Here is a 16454-nt window from a genome sequence, read left to right on the forward strand (position 1 = left end):
CAGCCCCTAAAGTTAAGTGGTCTTTTATGGTATCCTCTGTGGTGATGTTGTTACCGGTTATCCGTCATCCATGAAAAACCAGACCAATGCTGTACCCGACAATGCTTTCAACCTGAATGCGGTCAATGATAGTGCCGTCTTTATCCGGCGTTTGAAGCCGGACGCGGGTATTTCCGAGCCAGTCTACCGGCAGTTGCAACGCCAGATTATCGAAATGATCCAGTCGGGCGAGTTGGGGGAGGGTGACAGCCTGCCTTCCGAGCGTACCCTGGCGGAAGCCCTGAGCCTCAGCCGTACCACCATCCGCCGCTGTTACAATGAGCTGCGCGAACAGGAATACATCACGACCCACGGGCGTGCAGGTGTCATGGTCAACACGCCGCCGCGCATTAACCCGGAACTGGGCAGGCTCAAAGGCTTTACCGAAGAGATGCGCGAAATCGGGGTGGAGCCTTCCACCCGTTTGCTGGAACGGCGCATTGTCTCTGACCGAACCATTGCTTCCATTTTCAACCGCCCGTCGACCGCCCGTTTCCTCAAGCTGGTGCGTTTGCGCCTGGGGGATGGAGTGCCGATGACCCGTGAAGTGGCCTGGTATGATTTGACGCTGGCTCCAGCGCTGGCGGATTGGGATGTGTCCGGTTCCGCTTACCAGTTCCTGCGCCAGCAGTGCGGCGTAACGTTGGCGGATGGCGAGCAGACCATTGAGGCGGCCATGAGCAATGACGAGGAAATGGCAGTCTTCGGGTTTGATGAGCCTGGGCCTTGCCTGCTGCTCAAGCGCAAGACCTACGCCACCAGCGGACAGGTGGTGGAATACGTGGAGGGGACATTCCGGGGGGATGCCTATACCTACCGGATTACCTTGCAGATGAATCCGCGCACGCCTGCCCCTGCATGAATGCCTGTACATGGGTCAGTGCTGGCAAGGCAGATAATACCCCTGCCTGACTTGCGACTATCGCCCCGCAGGCATTGGCAAAGCGCAGTGCTGCATTTAGCGGCGTATTTTGCCCCAGGGCGTAAGCCAACCCAGCAGTGAAGGCATCGCCCGCGCCGGTGGGGTCGGTTACTGTCACCGTCCAGGCAGGTTCATGCATGGCTGTTTCCCCCTGCCTGACAACACAGCCGCGTCCGGCCAGTGTCACCACCAGCAAACGCCCCCGCCATGCCAATGTTGGCAGTAAACGCAGCCATTGGATGATTGATAAAGCCTCTGCATCGGCAAGACCAAAGCAAGCGGCTGCTTCAGTTTCATTGAGAACCAGAATGTCAGTCAGCGCCAACATTTCCGGGTCAGGAGTACGCCAGGGGGATGGGTTCAACAGGGTTGTAATGTCTTGTTGTCGAGCTTGCTGGAAGGCTTCCCGTATCGGCGCATCAGGAATCTCGAACTGGGCGCAAACCAGTTGGCAGGAAGTCAGCATGGGGCTGGCCGCTTTCACATGGGAGCCATCCAGTTTGGCATTCGCACCAGGGTATATGGCGATGATATTGCTGCCATCTTCAGCGACCAAACCGACACCAAAACCAGAAGCGTCGGGCAGGGTAAGTACCAGGCTGGTATCCATGCCTTCAGCGTGCAGCAAGTCCAGCAATGCGGCTCCGGCTGCATCATTGCCTATTGCCAGTAGTGTATGTGCCTGCAAGCCAAGACGGTGCATCCCCACGGCCAGGTTCAGCCCTTTGCCGCCGTGTTCCGCCCAAAATTCGCTGGCTTGCACGGATTCACCGGTTTTGGGCAACTGCCCGACACGCAAACTGTTGGCATTGATGTAACTGCCCAGTACGAATACGTCCATCCTGTTTTCCCTCTGCAAGACAGGCGGATTGTAGAAGAAACCGTGCGAAAGGCTGGCATGTGTTTTTTGGTATCAAGCAATAGGCAGTAGCTAATGTCTATATCGCCATTATAGGGGATACTGGATGCGCAAAAATACCTAGAATGCGCAACGTCTGAACATTGAATAATGGGTTTGTTGGTATTATATTGGTATCTCAAGTTCATAACCAAAGCGAGGATGTCATGAAACCATTATTATTTACTTCACTGTTTTTGGTACTTGTTGGTACGGGCTTAACCACTACAGCAAATGCCGAACCTGCCTCAGATGGCACGTTCTACATCAAAGCCAAGCATAGCGGAAAATGTGTTCACCAACACGGACAGATCAACGACAATGGCGGCAATGTTACCCAATGGGATTGCGTCAACCAGGACAATGTCAAGCTGGAGCGAATCCCAACCGGCAGCGGCTATTTTCTACTCCGTTTCAAACACAGCGGGAAATGTGTCACGGTCGAAAACGACAGCCTGGATCGTGACGCCAATATCATCCAGTGGGACTGCAATTATGACGGCCCGCGCAACCAGACCTGGCACATGGTTAAAGCCAGCAATAGCCCAACTGATCCTTACGTGCAAATTCAATCCGGTAACGGAGCCTGCCTGCATCAGCATGGTGCCACCAACGGTAATGGCGACAACATTACCCAATGGGATTGTATTAACCAGCCCAACGTATTGTGGAAATTTACCCCGGCACCGAACTGAAATCGCTCTTACCAACGTTTAGGAGTGGGTCAATAATGAAAAATCGGGGCGGTATAATGCTGGTAGCGATGCTTCCAGTTTGCGTAATGTTCCCTGCACTAGCGACAGAAGTTACAAAGCCAGCAGATACTTCCAATACGGCAGACACACAAGGGGCGGAGAAGCCGGACATTTCGCTGGATGGTGATATTCAGAGCGAGGTATCCCCAAAGCCTGATGCCATCTCATTCAGTGATGCCGTCAAAGCGATGGAAGCCCCCGAAAAAGGTGAGTTTGCCAAAGCCTTGGAAGCCTCAGAACAAGCAGGACAAGGGGTAAATGCTTCCCCGGTGCCATTTTGTACCGAGGCTTTCCGCTCCGTTAGCATTGGGGGAGGTGGTGGAGGTAACGCCTGCGCTGAGCCCGATCCACAGCGTCAGGCTGAGAAGGATGAACTTCTCAAACAAATCGGGGAAATGAAACCTGCTGATATGGTATCCAGCTTGGTCGACCTGGAATTGCGCCTGCGTCAACTTGAAGCCAATCGTAATACGATCAAGGCACCTTTTAAGGTGGTGGATAACAATGGGCGGGTGATCCTGAGCGTCACAACCGATAACCAAGGGTCGGATTACCTGGTCATGGGTGAACAAGGCAAGCCGAGTATCCTGTTGCAGCGTAATGGCGAATATGCACGCTTGAGCGCCCGTATTTCAGCCGATAACCGGGCTTATTTAAATGCAGATACCGCAACTGGAGCGAGTGCTGCTGCCGAGCATAATCATTTCGCTTCCGGGGTAGGTACTTCTGCCCTGGGAGGGAGTGGTTTGTTTATCCGTCAAGTTCAAGGGCAAGCAGCCTTGCCTGCCGCAGAAATTGCAGCCCTTCCGGGTAAAAAAGTTGCCCTGCGTTTGTATAACGAACAAGGCAAGGCAGTGGTCTCTGCGGGTATGAACCCAGCAGCAGGTGGCGCAGGTACGGTCAGAACGGCTAACACCAAAGGCGAAAATGTTGCCTTTATGGGAACAACCTCGGAGGGGGAAAACGGCGCAGTCGGCGTAGCCAAAAACGGCAAGGATGTCGTTGCCATGCTGGCAGAACCCCGTTTGGTTGCAGTGTATAACGACACAGGTGCGCCGATTGTGTCGATGGGTAAAAGCGATAAATCCGACGGCGGAAATCTGACTACCCGCGATCCCGCTGGTGAGGGCGTTTTCAGTGCAGGCTATAACAGCGCTGTTGGTGGCGGCGATGCTTGTGTATATCGTGCCAAAAGACAGAATACCTTCTGTCTCGGTATCGGTCTTCCTGGCATGATGGGCACAATGGGAAACTGATGGATGAATAGGCGAACTGTACTTCCAATACTCTCGTTATTGCTCGCCGTCAGCAATAATGGTGTGGCAGCAACTACCCCACCTACTATTCCCCTTTGCCCCGGTTTACACATAGTCACTGCTATCAACCAAAGCAGCGGTGATTACGAATCCATCAAGCGCATTATGGCTGTGGATGAAGCCGGTGTTACCCTGCATTATTCCAGTGAACATGAGGTCAATGACCCCTTCAGCGACAAACCGCCGGAACTGGTCAGTACCAACGTGACCCGCCGGGTATTGCGCGCAGACCAGCAAAAAGCGGGCTATTATCTCGCGGTTTTTGACCCCAAATTGCCGAAAACCGTGCCGAACAGCACCGCCATCAGCCTGACCCACGACAATTTCACCCGGCTGAAAAGCACGGGCAAAGCAGACGTTTCCATCGTTACCACGCTCAACTACAGTACCACGCCGGAAAACGTGCTTGACCCTGATTCGCCCTATCGCTGGTGGTTTGCGCCTTCGGTGTACGCGCTGGAATTGTCCGATAAGGCCCCTGTCCCATTCCCCGTCTTGCTGAATGGCAAACCGGCGGAATTGCCTGCACTGCACATCAACGGCTTGTTTGGGGAAGAAAAAGCCGAGTTCTTTGTGCTGGATGACCCTGACAACCCACTGATACTGAAATTCCGCCTGGGTTTTGGCACAGATGAAGCCTTGAAAGCCAAGTTTGCCAATGACCCGGTGATGACCAAAATGCTGGAAGAACTGGCCGCTACAGCGCCCGCACCGTCAGAACGGGATCGCTTGCAGGTGACACAGATTACCTTTGATTGCCACCGCAGCGATGACTTGCCAATGGCAAGCGATACGGGCAAACCACTGGAAATATCCGGCGAATTTGATACCGATACCGAACATTTCCCGACCGGTAGTGGTGGTGTAGCCAATGGCAACGGATCAGGTTCGGGCAGTGGCAACGGTGGTGGCGGTACGGGTGCTGGTTCGCTGGGCGACGGCATGGGTAGTCTGAACCTTGGTACAGGTGCGGGTACGGGTAACGGTGCAGGGAATGGCAACCAAACGGCTGAACTGGAAAAAGCCCTGCAAGCGGGTGAAAAGGTCGACATCTACGACATCTTTTTCAGTTTCAACAGTGCCAAGTTGCGCCCCGAGTCCGATGAAACCCTGCAACGTATTGCTACCCTGTTGGACAAACACCCCGACTGGAAACTGTCTGTCGGCGGGCATACCGACAGCATCGCCAGCGACAGCTTCAACCTTGACCTTTCCAACCGGCGTGCTGCCGCTGTCAAAACAGCCCTGGTGGAACGCTACAAGATTGCAGAAAACCGTCTAGGTACGCAGGGTTACGGCGAAGGTAGCCCGCGTGACACCAATGACACCCTCGAAGGCCGCGCCCGCAACCGCCGGGTCGAGCTGGCGCGGCAGTGAAGCCCCATTATGATGACAAGCCCAAAGGAGTTCCCATGAAACGTATACTCACCACCGCTGCATTGCTTGCTTTGCTGCCGCCTGCGTTCGCGCTGGATGCAGCCTGTGATCCACTGGTCAAATCCAGCGAGGCCAAAATCGCCCAGCCAGCCTGGCATGTTGTCGTGGAAGGCGGGGGCACGAAGCTCGAATCCATCAAGGTGGATGACCAGTTTTTCATGTCCCAGGGCGACAAGTGGATGAAGTCACCGATGAACCTGGATGAGGCCGAAAAAATTGCCATCAAACAGATGCAGGATGGCGGTATCAAAATCACCAACTGCAAGGATGAAGGCACGGAAACCGTGGATGGCGTGGAAATGAACATTCTCAGTTACACCACCGAAATCCCCGGCTCCGGTTTCCCGGCAGTAACAGCTAAACTGTATATCGGCAAGGACGATGGCTTGCCCTATAAATCCGTTGCGGAAGATGAGGACAAGACAACCACCGTCACCCGTTACCAGGATGTCGTTGCCCCCAAACTGTAGGAGCCAGCCATGAAAACGCATTTCCTGTTACCGCTGGCTTTGCTGCTGGCAATGTCTGGTTGTGGCGACAAAGAAAGCACTACCGATGCAGGAACCCCCATATCCCAGGACAAAGCCATCCCGCCCTGCCAGTTGGTGACGGCTGCGGAGGTGCAGGCCGTTTTCGGCAATGTGGTCGAAACCATGGCGGATGAGCCGGAAACCTGCACCTACAACAGCAAGGGGGCAGTCACAGATGTTGCCCCTTTCACCATGCTCATTATTACCCTGACACCGAATGCTGATGAGGCCGAAGCCAAGGATACGTTGCAGATGATGTTGAAAATGCAGGGTTTCGTCGGTGATGTCGTCAATGATGCGATGAAAGCACCCAATACCCATGCGCTGCAAACGCTGGATGGCGTGGGGGATGAGGCTTACCTGAGCAAGGGCAATCTTGACCTGATGTCCAATACCCAGCTGACCTTGCGCAAGGGGCGGATGGTGTTGAACATGGGGGCGATTGGCCTGAAGGGTGAAGACGAGGCTGGAAAACTGGCAACCCTTGCCCGTCAGGTTGCCCCGCGTCTGTAGGATGCTGGTGGTTTGCGAAATCTCCTGCCCCAGCTGCCTGAAACGCCGTAGACTTAGCGCCTTTGCCATTTGTCTACGGAGCAAACAATGGAATTACCGATCGCAAGCCATTACAACATGCTGGGTGGGGAGGCGGGCATTCACCGCTTGGTCGACCGTTTCTACGACCTGATGGACGAGCTGCCGGAAGCCTGGGAGCTGCGCAAAATACACCCGCAGGATTTGCAGGGTTCCCGCGACAAACTGTTCAAGTTCCTGTCCGGCTGGCTGGGTGGGCCGGGCTTGTATGAAGCGGAATACGGCCACCCGCGTTTGCGGATGCGGCATATGCCCTTTCCGGTTGATAGCCAGATGCGTGACCAATGGTTGCTGTGTATTAATATGGCACTGGATGAGCAGGTGCAGGATAATTTGCTAAAAAACCAGTTAAAATCGGCGTTTTCCAATGTGGCTGATCATATGCGTAACCGCCAGGGTTAGGTAAAAATTAATCAATAAAAACAATAAATAATGTTTTTCCTGCCATCTGCTACAGTCAGGGTTACTCTTCATCAGAATAGAGGAAAATACGATGAGTAAATATTGGTACTTGGCAGGAACGTCAATTTTGTTGGCAAGCAGCCTGGCTTATGGCGGAAGCGCTTATGCCCCGTATGTTGGTGCAAGTGTCGGCTACAATACGGCGGTTTCCGAATCGAACCTGAGTGCAGCCTGTGGGGTCGGGACTTCCACCTGTCAGGATCTGGGTGATACCGAGGATGCCTGGCGGGTTTACGCGGGTTACCCCATCACTGACAAATTTGCGGCGGAACTGGGTTACACCGACCTGGTATACACGGCGCGTCTGGAGGAGCAAGCCAATGGCATCGGCGTCTTGCGCGGTGAACAGAAAACCAAAGGGGTCACCCTTGGCCTGACCGCGAAGCAGCCCGTTACCCAACAGGTGGATGTTTACGGCAAGCTGGGCGCATATGTGTGGGATAGCAAAGCCAACACCTCGCTGGGTAGTGCGGATGATTCCGGCACTTCCCCCACCGTGGGCTTGGGGGTCGCGTACAATGTCAATGAACAGTGGGGCGTGAATGCCGGTTGGGATCGTTATTTCGACCTGGGAACCCAGGCCAGGCTGATTGACGGCGGTAAGGTTGGCACGGTTGATGAGGACATCGACACTTTCAGCGTCGGCCTGAACTATAATTTCTGATCTTTTGCTTGCCTGCCGCCAGCCGTGTCTAGCCGCGCTGGCGGCGGGTGACGGTCACTTCCGAATAGTCATCCCCCATCGCCACGCATTTGCCCTGTTCCGCCCAGAAAGAACTGGGTGAACGGTTGATCTGATAGTAGTAATCCAGGTTCAGGTTGGGGCGTTGGGTGATGTCGCCTTCGTACAGCAGGTTCATCAGTGAGGCTGCCACCCCGGTTATCAGGTAATCCACTGGCTGGCTGGCAAGGCCAAACCAGCGCAGGTAGCCGAGTGATTCGTAAGGCCGCCAGACCCGCAGCACCAGCTTTTCATCCGGAACCAGTTCCGCCACCCGCCAGATACCCCAACCCAGCGCGTTGATGACGGCGATGATGCCGTGCAGCCAGTCTTCGCGGGTCTTGATCATGGGCATGACCAGCCCTTCCCAGGCTTCCGAATTCATGATGCCGCCCATGGTGTTGAAGCCGCAGATATGCCCGGCCTCGATCAGCAGGGTGCGCGATAGGCTCATGCCTTCCAGGTTGATGTATTGCTTGTAGTAGAACAGGGCAGGGTAGTCGTAAACCAGCAGGTCAGTGAGGCTGGGGCGTTTTTGCAGCGCTGCTGACAATTGTTGCTCGAAACGGTAGGAAACCAGGTTGTAATAGTCGGCGTAATGGCGGGTCAGTTCCACCCCGAAAGCGGGGATCAGCCCCTGCTGGTTGCCATACAGCGGCGCCTGGCTGACGCCATGGATGACGGCGGCTTCGTCGATATTGCTGTCCACCATGCGTTCGGGGATGACGGAACCCAACCCTGCGGCATCCTGCTGCGCTGTTGCAGTGTTGGTCAGCTGAAACAGGTATTCAAATTCATCCCCGCCCACGTAGATGCGGAACTTGCTGTGCGTACCTTTGAGGGAAATGGCCTCAGGGGTCAGCTCGCCACTGAAGGCTTCCCCAAACGCGGCGGAAAGCGCGCCGATGGCAAAGCCCAGATCGAAATATTCACCTGCACCCCGGCGTTTTTCAAAATTCAGCCCCAGCGCGCGCCCGTAATGGGAGGAATGGGTGCTGAGTTCAAACTGGTTTTTTCCGACCGCCTGCTTGACGGTAGGGAGCAGCGGTAGCAGGCCAAAGCCGCAGAAACGGTAGAGGGATTCGGCATAATGCAGGCGTTCATCCAGCTTCATGTCGGGGTATTGTTGGAAATGTGCCTGTAAGCCCAGAAAGGTGACTTCGGCAGCGGCGTGGATGAGGATTTTCTTGTTGTCGATGTGGCGGCAGTTTTCAATGGTGTTCTGCAAAGTGCGGTTATAGTGGTTACAGTGGAACACCATGGGTTGGTTGTCGATCTCGCAGATGCCTGACGCGCTATCTGCGACCGTAATAACGTCTGTACTCATGACCATATTCCTCTTGTTGGTATCGCTATTATTGCCTAGGAGTCCAGTCGGGTATAAAAGTCACTGACGAGGTGGCGTTAATTCCCCGGCTGGGGAGAAACTGGTGGCAGGCGCGATTTCTCCGCTTCGATCCAGTCCTGGACTCGCTGGTTAATGGCGTCGGCTTTCAGCCCTTTGCTGCTGAAAGCCGGACCGATGCTGACGGTGATGATGCCCGGCTGCTTGATCCAGGCGTGACGGGGCCAGCTTGCGCCCGCATTATGTGCGACCGGCACAACCGGAAAGCCGGAATGGGAGGCGAGGATGGCTCCACCGATTTTATAGGGCAAACTTTCACCGGGTTTGACCCGTGTGCCTTCCGGAAAAATCACGATGCTGATGCCTTCTTCCAGCAATGCTTTGCCCTGGTGGGAAAGCTGCTTGACGGCGGCACGGCCAGCCCCTCGGTCAATGGCGATGGGTTTGATCAGGCGCAACCCCCAGCCGAAGAAAGGAATTTTCAGCAACTCCCGCTTCAGCACCCAGCTCAGGTGTTGCGGGAAAATATGGGTCAGGGCAAAGGTTTCCCAGGTCGACTGGTGGTTGGACATAATGATGAAAGCGCTGTCGGTGGGGATGTTTTCCCGCCCCCACACCTGATAGTTTACCCCGCAGGTCACTTTCAGCCACCACAGGTTGAAACGGTTCCACAAGGTGGTGGCGGGGTAGCGGTATTTGAGCGGAAACAGCCATGCCAGCGGCGTCAACAGGCCAGCCAGCAGGGTGCTGAGGGCGAAGCCGACCCAGAATACAGTGGCGCGCGTGCCCAGCCAGAGCTTGTAGAGTGCATTCATGCAGTTGGGGTTCCGGTAAGCGAATGGGCATAGTCTGACAGATTATCGAACACAGGTATATCGGCGGGTAACTGGCCGCCTGCCAGGGTGCGTTCGCCCTTGCCGGTGCGTACTTGCACATAGTTTGCCCCGGCGGCGGCGGCGGCCTGCCAGTCGCGCAAGGAATCGCCGACAACGGTGGCTTGCGTCAGGTCGGCGCCGACATACGCCGCTATCTCATGCAACATGCCCGGTTTGGGTTTGCGGCAATTGCACTGCTCATCACCCAGATGCGGGCAGTAAGCGATATAGGCGACTTCGCCGTCGTGTTCCGTCAGCAACCTGCGCAATTTGGCGTGCATCGCATCGAGGGTCGCCAGATCGTACAAACCACGGGCAATGCCGGACTGGTTGGTGGCGACGGCCAGCGTGTAACCTGCCTTGTTAAGGTGCGCCATGGCCTCAATACTGCCGGGTATGGGAACCCATTCCGCTGCCGACTTGATGAAATGGTCTGAGTCTTCGTTGATCACGCCGTCACGGTCGAGAATGATCAGCTTCATGACTATTCCTGTTCCAGCAACTGATGCAGTTTGCGCAGCGCCTGGCCGCGATGGCTGATGCGGTTTTTTTCTTCCGGCGGCAGTTCGGCGGAGGAGCAGCCGTGGGTTGGCACGAAAAACAGCGGGTCGTAACCAAAGCCATTTGCGCCGCTGAGGGCGTGCATGATGCTGCCTTCCCAGCTGGCTTCAGCGATGATCGGCAACTGGTCTTCGGCGTGGCGCAGGTACACGATGCAGCAGTAGAAACGCGCGCTACGCTGGCTGTCGGGTACGTCTTTCATGTCCTCTAGCAACTTGGTGTTGTTGGCGTCATCGCCAGCGCCGGAATAGCGGGCGGAATACAGCCCCGGCGCGCCGCCAAGGGCGTCCACCACGATGCCGGAATCGTCTGCCATCGCGGGCATTCCGGTGGCTTGGGCGGCGTTGCGTGCTTTGAGCAGGGCGTTTTCGACGAAGGTCAGGCCGGTTTCTTCCGCATCCGCTACGCCGAATTCGCTTTGGCGCACGAATTCGATGCCAAGGTCGGCCATCATGGCGTTGAATTCACGTAATTTCCCGGCGTTGCCGGATGCCAGGACAATTTTCTTGCTCATGTTCCCAGTACCTCTTGTTGCGCACGCATGATTTCACGGATGCCTTTTTCCGCCAGTGCCAGCATGGTGTCCAGCTCATCGCGGCGGAAGGCGTGGCCTTCGGCAGTGCCTTGCAGTTCGATGAACTGGCCTGCCTCATTCATGACCACGTTCATGTCAGTTTCGGCGCTGGAATCTTCCGCGTAGTCCAGATCCAGTACCGGTACGCCGTTGAAAATGCCGACGGAGACGGAGGCAATCTGGCCGTGCAACGGGTTTTTCTTCAGGCGGCGGTTTTTTTGCAGCCAGGTAATCGCGTCGCACAGTGCCACGTAGCTGCCGCTGATGGAGGCAGTGCGGGTTCCGCCGTCAGCCTGAATGACGTCGCAGTCGAGAGTGATCTGGAATTCGCCCAGGGCTTCGAGGTCGACGATGGCGCGCAGGGAACGCCCGATCAGGCGCTGGATTTCCATGGTGCGGCCACCCTGTTTGCCTCTGGAGGCTTCGCGGGCAGTGCGGGAACCGGTGGAGCGCGGCAACATGCCGTATTCGGCAGTCACCCAGCCTTGCCCTTTGCCTTTCAGCCAGCCGGGTAGGCGGTCTTCGACAGTGGCGGTACACAGCACCTTGGTGTTGCCGAATTCCACCAGCACGGAACCTTCCGCGTGGCAGGTGTAATTACGGGTGAATTTAATTGTCCTCATTTGGTCGGGTGCGCGTTCGCTTGGCCTCATCTGGGTTCCTTTGTGTCTTTCTGCTAGGGGAGGGGTGATTATACGCATCCTTGGCGTGGGTTTCACGGTCGGGTATCGGTTTTGAGCCAGCGCAATAGCAGGGTTTGCATGTCTACGAGGGCGAAAGGCTTGGTGAGATAATCGTTCATCCCGGCGTCGAGACAACGTTCTTTTTCCCCTGTAATGGCGTGGGCTGTCAGCGCAATAATGGGCAGTTTGGCGAAGCGAGGGTCAGTGCGGATTTTACGGGTGGTTTCGTAGCCATCCATTTCCGGCATGCTCACATCCATGAATATCAGGTCGAAAGTGTGTTGCTCTAATTGGTGGATGGCTTCTGCGCCGCTATCGACGGCAGTGGTTGTGGCATTTAGCCTATTCAGTAATTCGCGTCCGAAAAAGCGGTTCATTTCGTCATCGTCAACGAGGAGAATGTGTTTGTTAGCGATGGCTGTTGCAGGAGCCAGCTTTGCTGACGATTCTTCTGAGGAATCGCTTGCAGGGCAAGCTTCTGTGGGAGAGTTCGTCTGTAACGGAAACGTTAATGTGAAAAAGAACCGGCTGCCTTCACCAGCTACGCTGTCCATTTCCAGTTTGCCACCCATCGCCTCTACCAGCTTGCGGCTGATGGCCAGCCCCAGCCCGAAACCGCCATGGCGACGGGTACGCTGGTTGTCGATCTGGTTGAAAGGTTGGAATAAACGGCTTTGGTCTTCCGGCGCAATGCCTATGCCGGTGTCGGCTACCTCGAAATGCAGGCGGATGTCGCCGTTATCCGTGCTCCCTGCTTCCCGTACATACAGATCGATTGAGCCCTGATCTGTGAACTTGATGGCATTGCCCAGCAGGTTAAGCAGCACCTGGGAAAGGCGCTGCGGGTCACCCTTCAGATACAGGTCTGGGATTGCTGCTGAGTGTAATCGCAATGTCAGATTTTTTGCGGTAGCGCTTGTTTGCAGCATTTGTTGCAGACGGTTCAACAGGGTGGGTAGGTGGAAAACTTCGTTGTGAAGGGTGATTGTTGTTACCTGTAGGCGTGCCAGGTCGAGAATGTTGTTGATTAACTCCAGCATGTGACGGGATACGGTTTCCAGGCGGGATACATACTCCTGTTCCCGCACCGGGAGCTGGCTTTGCTTCAGCAACTCTGCCGTGACCACCACCGAGTTCACCGGGGTGCGCAGTTCGTGACTCATGGTGGTGAGGAACTCATCCTTGACCCGGTTTTCTATTGCTGCCTGCTCCGCCCTGATGCGTATCTGTCGGGTATGTTCGGCCAGTGTCAATGACAAAAGAATTCCGGTAGCCAGCGTACCGAGGGCAAAAATGTCATTGAGTAATGCCGGGTCAGCATATTCAAACAGACCCAGTCGCCATAAGGTTATCGGCATTGCGCAACCGACAAAGACGATGGTTCCGGGGGCAACACTAAGTATCATGCGAGAACCCCGGTAAGCAGCAACTCCGCCAGCAGTGCTGCCAAATAATGTCACCACTACGATCAGGACGAAACTCCAGAGTTCGGCTTCAGGTAGCCACGGGATGACGGCTGTCATGCCGAGGATGAGTAATGACAGGGGGGTGAATATCCTGTCCAAGGTTGGTATCAGGTTTTTCGTGCCCAGCAGTTGCCGCCAGAATTGTATGCAACTGAGCAGCAGCAGGTTGACGGAACCGGTAAACCAGGGCAAATCAGGATTACTGATAAACGATAGCCAGGGGATGACGTTGTAAATACGCTGTAAAACCAGCACCAGGCTTAGCAGAAACGCGACCAGAGTCAGATAGCTGCGATCACGCAGACTGACAAACAGGAACAGGTTATAGCTGGCGAGCGCCAGCAACCCCATGATAATCCCGCCGTAAACCAGGTAGTCATGTGCTGTCTGCTGGTTCAGGGCATCAGCGGACATTAGCTGAAACGGTATATGTTTCCATATACTGCTCCGGCTGCTGCTACGCAGGTAAATCTGGTAGGAACTTGCGGTTTGTACCGGTGGCAATTGGAGGGTTGGCAGCCGTTGCCAGCTATTTTCTTTACGCATGTTGCCCGCGAACCGGATACTCTGGTTTGCTGGATCCACAATGTAGGCATCCATGTGGGCAAGCATGGGTGTGTCAGATACAAGATACCAGCCAGTGTTGCCTGATTGCTGGATATCCAGCCGCATCCACCATACATGGGGGGTGGTAGCCTCATGGATTAACTGGCTGTGCTGATCCCACGTTGTTGCTTGAAATCGCCCGGCGAATTCAGGCGAACTGACCTGCTCAATGCCGAGTTGGCCGGAGGTGTCAGGAAACATCATAAGATCGGGGATTGTGGATACCTGTTCCCGGCTATCCGTCAGGATTAACGGTTGCGCAAGCAGGATACCCGGCAAAAGCCAGAAGAATAGACAGGACAAGGCCAGCATGAATCGGGGTAACAGCATAACTGCCATTTTATCTGATCCAATGGGCTATGCACTGCCTTAACGTTTCTGTTTCAACTGGTTTGGTCAGGTAATCGCTCATCCTCGCTGCCAGACAACGTTCCCGTTCGCCCGGCAGCGCGTGTGCGGTCAGGGCAATGATGGGCAGATTGGCAAAGCGCGGGTCGGCACGGATGCGCCGGGTGGTTTCGTGGCCATCCATCTCTGGCATACTCACATCCATGAATACCAGGTCAACGTGTTGTGTATAGAGAAGGCGGATAGCTTCTGAGCCACCGCTGGCTGTCGTCACTTGAGCGCCGGATAGCTGCAAGATTTCACGCACGAAGAACAGGTTCATTTCATCATCATCGACCAGCAGAATGGAATAAGCCCGATTCTTCGGGAATGTCAGCATAAAGAAAAACCGGCTGCCTTCATCCGGGATGCTTTCCACGGCCAACTGGCCGCCCATCCGTTCCACCAGTTTGCGGCTGATGGCCAGCCCAAGGCCGGTTCCGCCGTAACGTCGGCCAATGTTGCTGTGCGCCTGGGTAAAGGGTTCAAACAGGTGATCCTGTTGCGTGGGCGGTATGCCAATGCCGCTGTCGGCCACTTCAAAGTGCAGTAATACCTGGGTTGGGTTGGCGGTCGTCTCCTCGTTGATGAATAGGTCTACTCGCCCTTTCTCAGTAAACCTGATGGCATTATCCAGCAGGTTCAGTAGTATCTGGGAAAGCCGGGTAGGGTCGCCGCTCAAATTGGTATCGATAGGAAAACTGCTGTGTAAATTAAACCGCAAGCCTTTTTGCCGCGCACGGTCATGCAATAGCGTATCCAGATTAGCCAGAATATTGCCCAAGGTGAAAGGCTGTTGTTCCAGTACTAACTGTGGGCTTTCCAGACTCGACAGGTCAAGAATGTCGTTGACCAAGTTCAGCATGTGGCGGGAAGAAGTTTCCAGCCGGTCAACATAATCCTGTTGTTGCGGGTTCAGCGGTGTTTGTTGCAATAACACCCCGGTACTGATGACAGCATTCATCGGCGTGCGCAACTCATGGCTCATGGTGGTAAGAAACTCGCCTTTGGCAAGGCTGGCCGCCTCCGCCCGCTGGCTTTGTTCCCGCAGCGTGCAGGTGCGTTCCGACTGGGTAAGGGAGAGCAGGATCATGAAGCCCAGTATGCCAACCTGCATCAGGGCAAAGGCTGGCGGCCAGTGGCGGATGATTCCCGCCCCCATGAGTATGAGCGGCAAGCTGGTCGGTAGGATAACCAGAAAAGCCCAGGCAAAACTGCTGGCCTCCCTTAGCCCCTGGCGGTGCAGGATGGCAGTTGCCGGTAACAGGATCAGCAAAAGCCCCAGTGCCAGCAACGAGGCAAGCGCAAAGTCATGGGCAATAAACGGCGCAGCCAGCAATGACAACCAGCACAGGAGCAGGAGTGCCCGGAATATGCGCACAAATGCGGGCAGGTTGCGGGGAATATCCATCAGGTGAAAGAAAAAGCTGGCGGCACTGATGATGGCTATCTGGGTAAAAACGGCGGGCATTTCCTTGGCCAGCGGGATAATGGCCGGGACATGATGCTGTATGCCGTTCAGATAGAGCAGTTCAGCGGTGGAGGCGAGAATCAGGAAGGTCAGGCTGAAAAAACTGAATTCCCGCAAGCGCAGATAAGTCAGGAGATTGTAGGCCGCCAGTGCCAGCATACCCCCGAGAATAGCGCCGTAAAACAGGTATTCCATGATCGCGGAATTCAGCATGTTGGCGGGCGACCTGACCTCCAGTTGGAAGGCGAGTGGTATGTCGGGGTTGTTGACTTGCACATAAACCCAGTACGGTATGCTGGGTTGCAGCGCAAATGGGTAGGCGGGCATCCTGAAATCGGTTAACGCATCCAGCGCTGAGGGAGGGGCGTTTCCCTGTGAAATATAGGCATGAACCCGATTGAGACCCTGGCCATGAAACAGCAGATACCAGTCATGCGGCTGGCTAGATGGGTTGGCCACCTTGAAACGCGCCCACCAGGTATTTTGTGTGTAACCAATGTGCGGGTTGTCATGCCAGCCGCCCCGGAATTTGCCTTGCAGGGCTGTCATTGCCTGCTGTGCTGGCCGGTTATCAGGGTCTTCTGCCACTTCGAGATAGGGGTATAGCCAGGCGTAGGCAGTGCTGTCATCCAGCACCAGGGTGGGGGTGGCAACGACTGGCCGGATGGGCAACAGGCAGAAAATAAGCAAGGCGGCGCGCAGCAAGGGTGAGTTCCCATTTCATGACACAGTAGCAGTATAAGCCAGGAGTGTACGCATATCAGGACTGTGACCGCCATTCCAACGCGAAAATGAAATGGGCTACGCCGCAGGCA

16 protein-coding genes are annotated in these 16454 nt (G+C 55.3%); 8 read left to right on the forward strand and 8 right to left on the reverse strand.

What is annotated here, in order from left to right:
- The first annotated feature begins 70 nt into the window (after positions 1-70).
- On the forward strand, positions 71-901 hold the full coding sequence (locus THINI_RS15080) for a GntR family transcriptional regulator (RefSeq protein ID WP_002709417.1): 831 nt from the start codon (positions 71-73) through the stop codon (positions 899-901).
- Here THINI_RS15080 and THINI_RS15085 read toward each other — a convergent pair.
- On the reverse strand, positions 861-1802 hold the full coding sequence (locus tag THINI_RS15085) for a ribokinase (RefSeq protein ID WP_002709418.1): 942 nt from the start codon (positions 1800-1802) through the stop codon (positions 861-863). The two genes, THINI_RS15080 and THINI_RS15085, sit on opposite strands and share 41 nt — an antisense overlap.
- Positions 1803-2026: 224 nt before the next feature.
- Between THINI_RS15085 and THINI_RS15090 the strand changes: the two genes are divergently transcribed.
- The 7 genes from THINI_RS15090 to THINI_RS15120 all read left to right on the forward strand — a co-directional run bounded on the left by THINI_RS15090 (position 2027) and on the right by THINI_RS15120 (position 7614).
- Positions 2027-2554 carry an RICIN domain-containing protein gene (locus THINI_RS15090; RefSeq protein WP_002709419.1) on the forward strand — a complete coding sequence of 176 codons (528 nt, stop codon included), beginning with the start codon at positions 2027-2029 and terminating at the stop codon, positions 2552-2554.
- Positions 2555-2610: 56 nt separating this feature from the next.
- A complete protein-coding gene (locus tag THINI_RS15095; protein WP_040839485.1) occupies positions 2611-3870 on the forward strand; it encodes a hypothetical protein in 1260 nt (419 codons plus the stop codon).
- Positions 3871-3873: 3 nt separating this feature from the next.
- Entirely contained in the window at positions 3874-5307 is a 1434-nt protein-coding gene (locus THINI_RS23575; RefSeq protein WP_002709421.1) for an OmpA family protein, read from the forward strand.
- A gap of 35 nt (positions 5308-5342) precedes the next feature.
- Complete coding sequence (locus tag THINI_RS15105; protein ID WP_002709422.1) at positions 5343-5837, forward strand: hypothetical protein; 495 nt, start codon at positions 5343-5345, stop codon at positions 5835-5837.
- Positions 5838-5846: 9 nt separating this feature from the next.
- Positions 5847-6410: a hypothetical protein gene (locus THINI_RS15110; protein WP_002709423.1), complete on the forward strand. Its 564-nt coding sequence runs from the start codon at positions 5847-5849 to the stop codon at positions 6408-6410.
- Positions 6411-6497: 87 nt separating this feature from the next.
- On the forward strand, positions 6498-6890 hold the full coding sequence (locus THINI_RS15115; RefSeq protein ID WP_002709424.1) for a group II truncated hemoglobin: 393 nt from the start codon (positions 6498-6500) through the stop codon (positions 6888-6890).
- 91 nt (positions 6891-6981) lie between these two features.
- Positions 6982-7614 carry an outer membrane beta-barrel protein gene (locus tag THINI_RS15120; RefSeq protein WP_002709425.1) on the forward strand — a complete coding sequence of 211 codons (633 nt, stop codon included), beginning with the start codon at positions 6982-6984 and terminating at the stop codon, positions 7612-7614.
- Between the two features lie 28 nt (positions 7615-7642).
- On the opposite strand, the gene THINI_RS15125 is transcribed toward THINI_RS15120, so the two are convergent.
- The 7 genes from THINI_RS15125 to THINI_RS23580 form a co-directional block, all read right to left on the reverse strand.
- Positions 7643-8998 carry a hypothetical protein gene (locus THINI_RS15125; protein WP_002709426.1) on the reverse strand — a complete coding sequence of 452 codons (1356 nt, stop codon included), beginning with the start codon at positions 8996-8998 and terminating at the stop codon, positions 7643-7645.
- 77 nt (positions 8999-9075) lie between these two features.
- Positions 9076-9831 carry a lysophospholipid acyltransferase family protein gene (locus THINI_RS15130; RefSeq protein WP_002709427.1) on the reverse strand — a complete coding sequence of 252 codons (756 nt, stop codon included), beginning with the start codon at positions 9829-9831 and terminating at the stop codon, positions 9076-9078.
- Complete coding sequence (gmhB, locus tag THINI_RS15135; RefSeq protein ID WP_002709428.1) at positions 9828-10373, reverse strand: D-glycero-beta-D-manno-heptose 1,7-bisphosphate 7-phosphatase; 546 nt, start codon at positions 10371-10373, stop codon at positions 9828-9830. Before gmhB ends, THINI_RS15130 begins: the two co-directional genes overlap by 4 nt.
- A 2-nt stretch (positions 10374-10375) precedes the next feature.
- Positions 10376-10966 carry an RdgB/HAM1 family non-canonical purine NTP pyrophosphatase gene (gene rdgB / locus THINI_RS15140; RefSeq protein WP_002709429.1) on the reverse strand — a complete coding sequence of 197 codons (591 nt, stop codon included), beginning with the start codon at positions 10964-10966 and terminating at the stop codon, positions 10376-10378.
- Positions 10963-11679 carry a ribonuclease PH gene (rph, locus tag THINI_RS15145; protein WP_002709430.1) on the reverse strand — a complete coding sequence of 239 codons (717 nt, stop codon included), beginning with the start codon at positions 11677-11679 and terminating at the stop codon, positions 10963-10965. The genes rdgB and rph overlap by 4 nt, the downstream gene beginning before the upstream one ends.
- Before the next feature lie 62 nt (positions 11680-11741).
- Positions 11742-14120: a hybrid sensor histidine kinase/response regulator gene (locus THINI_RS15150; RefSeq protein ID WP_002709431.1), complete on the reverse strand. Its 2379-nt coding sequence runs from the start codon at positions 14118-14120 to the stop codon at positions 11742-11744.
- 1 nt (position 14121) lies between these two features.
- Positions 14122-16344 carry a hybrid sensor histidine kinase/response regulator gene (locus THINI_RS23580; protein WP_002709432.1) on the reverse strand — a complete coding sequence of 741 codons (2223 nt, stop codon included), beginning with the start codon at positions 16342-16344 and terminating at the stop codon, positions 14122-14124.
- Between the last annotated feature and the right edge of the window lie 110 nt (positions 16345-16454).

Origin of the sequence: Thiothrix nivea DSM 5205 (assembly GCF_000260135.1) — a bacterium.
Classification (GTDB): Bacteria; Pseudomonadota; Gammaproteobacteria; order Thiotrichales; family Thiotrichaceae; genus Thiothrix; species Thiothrix nivea.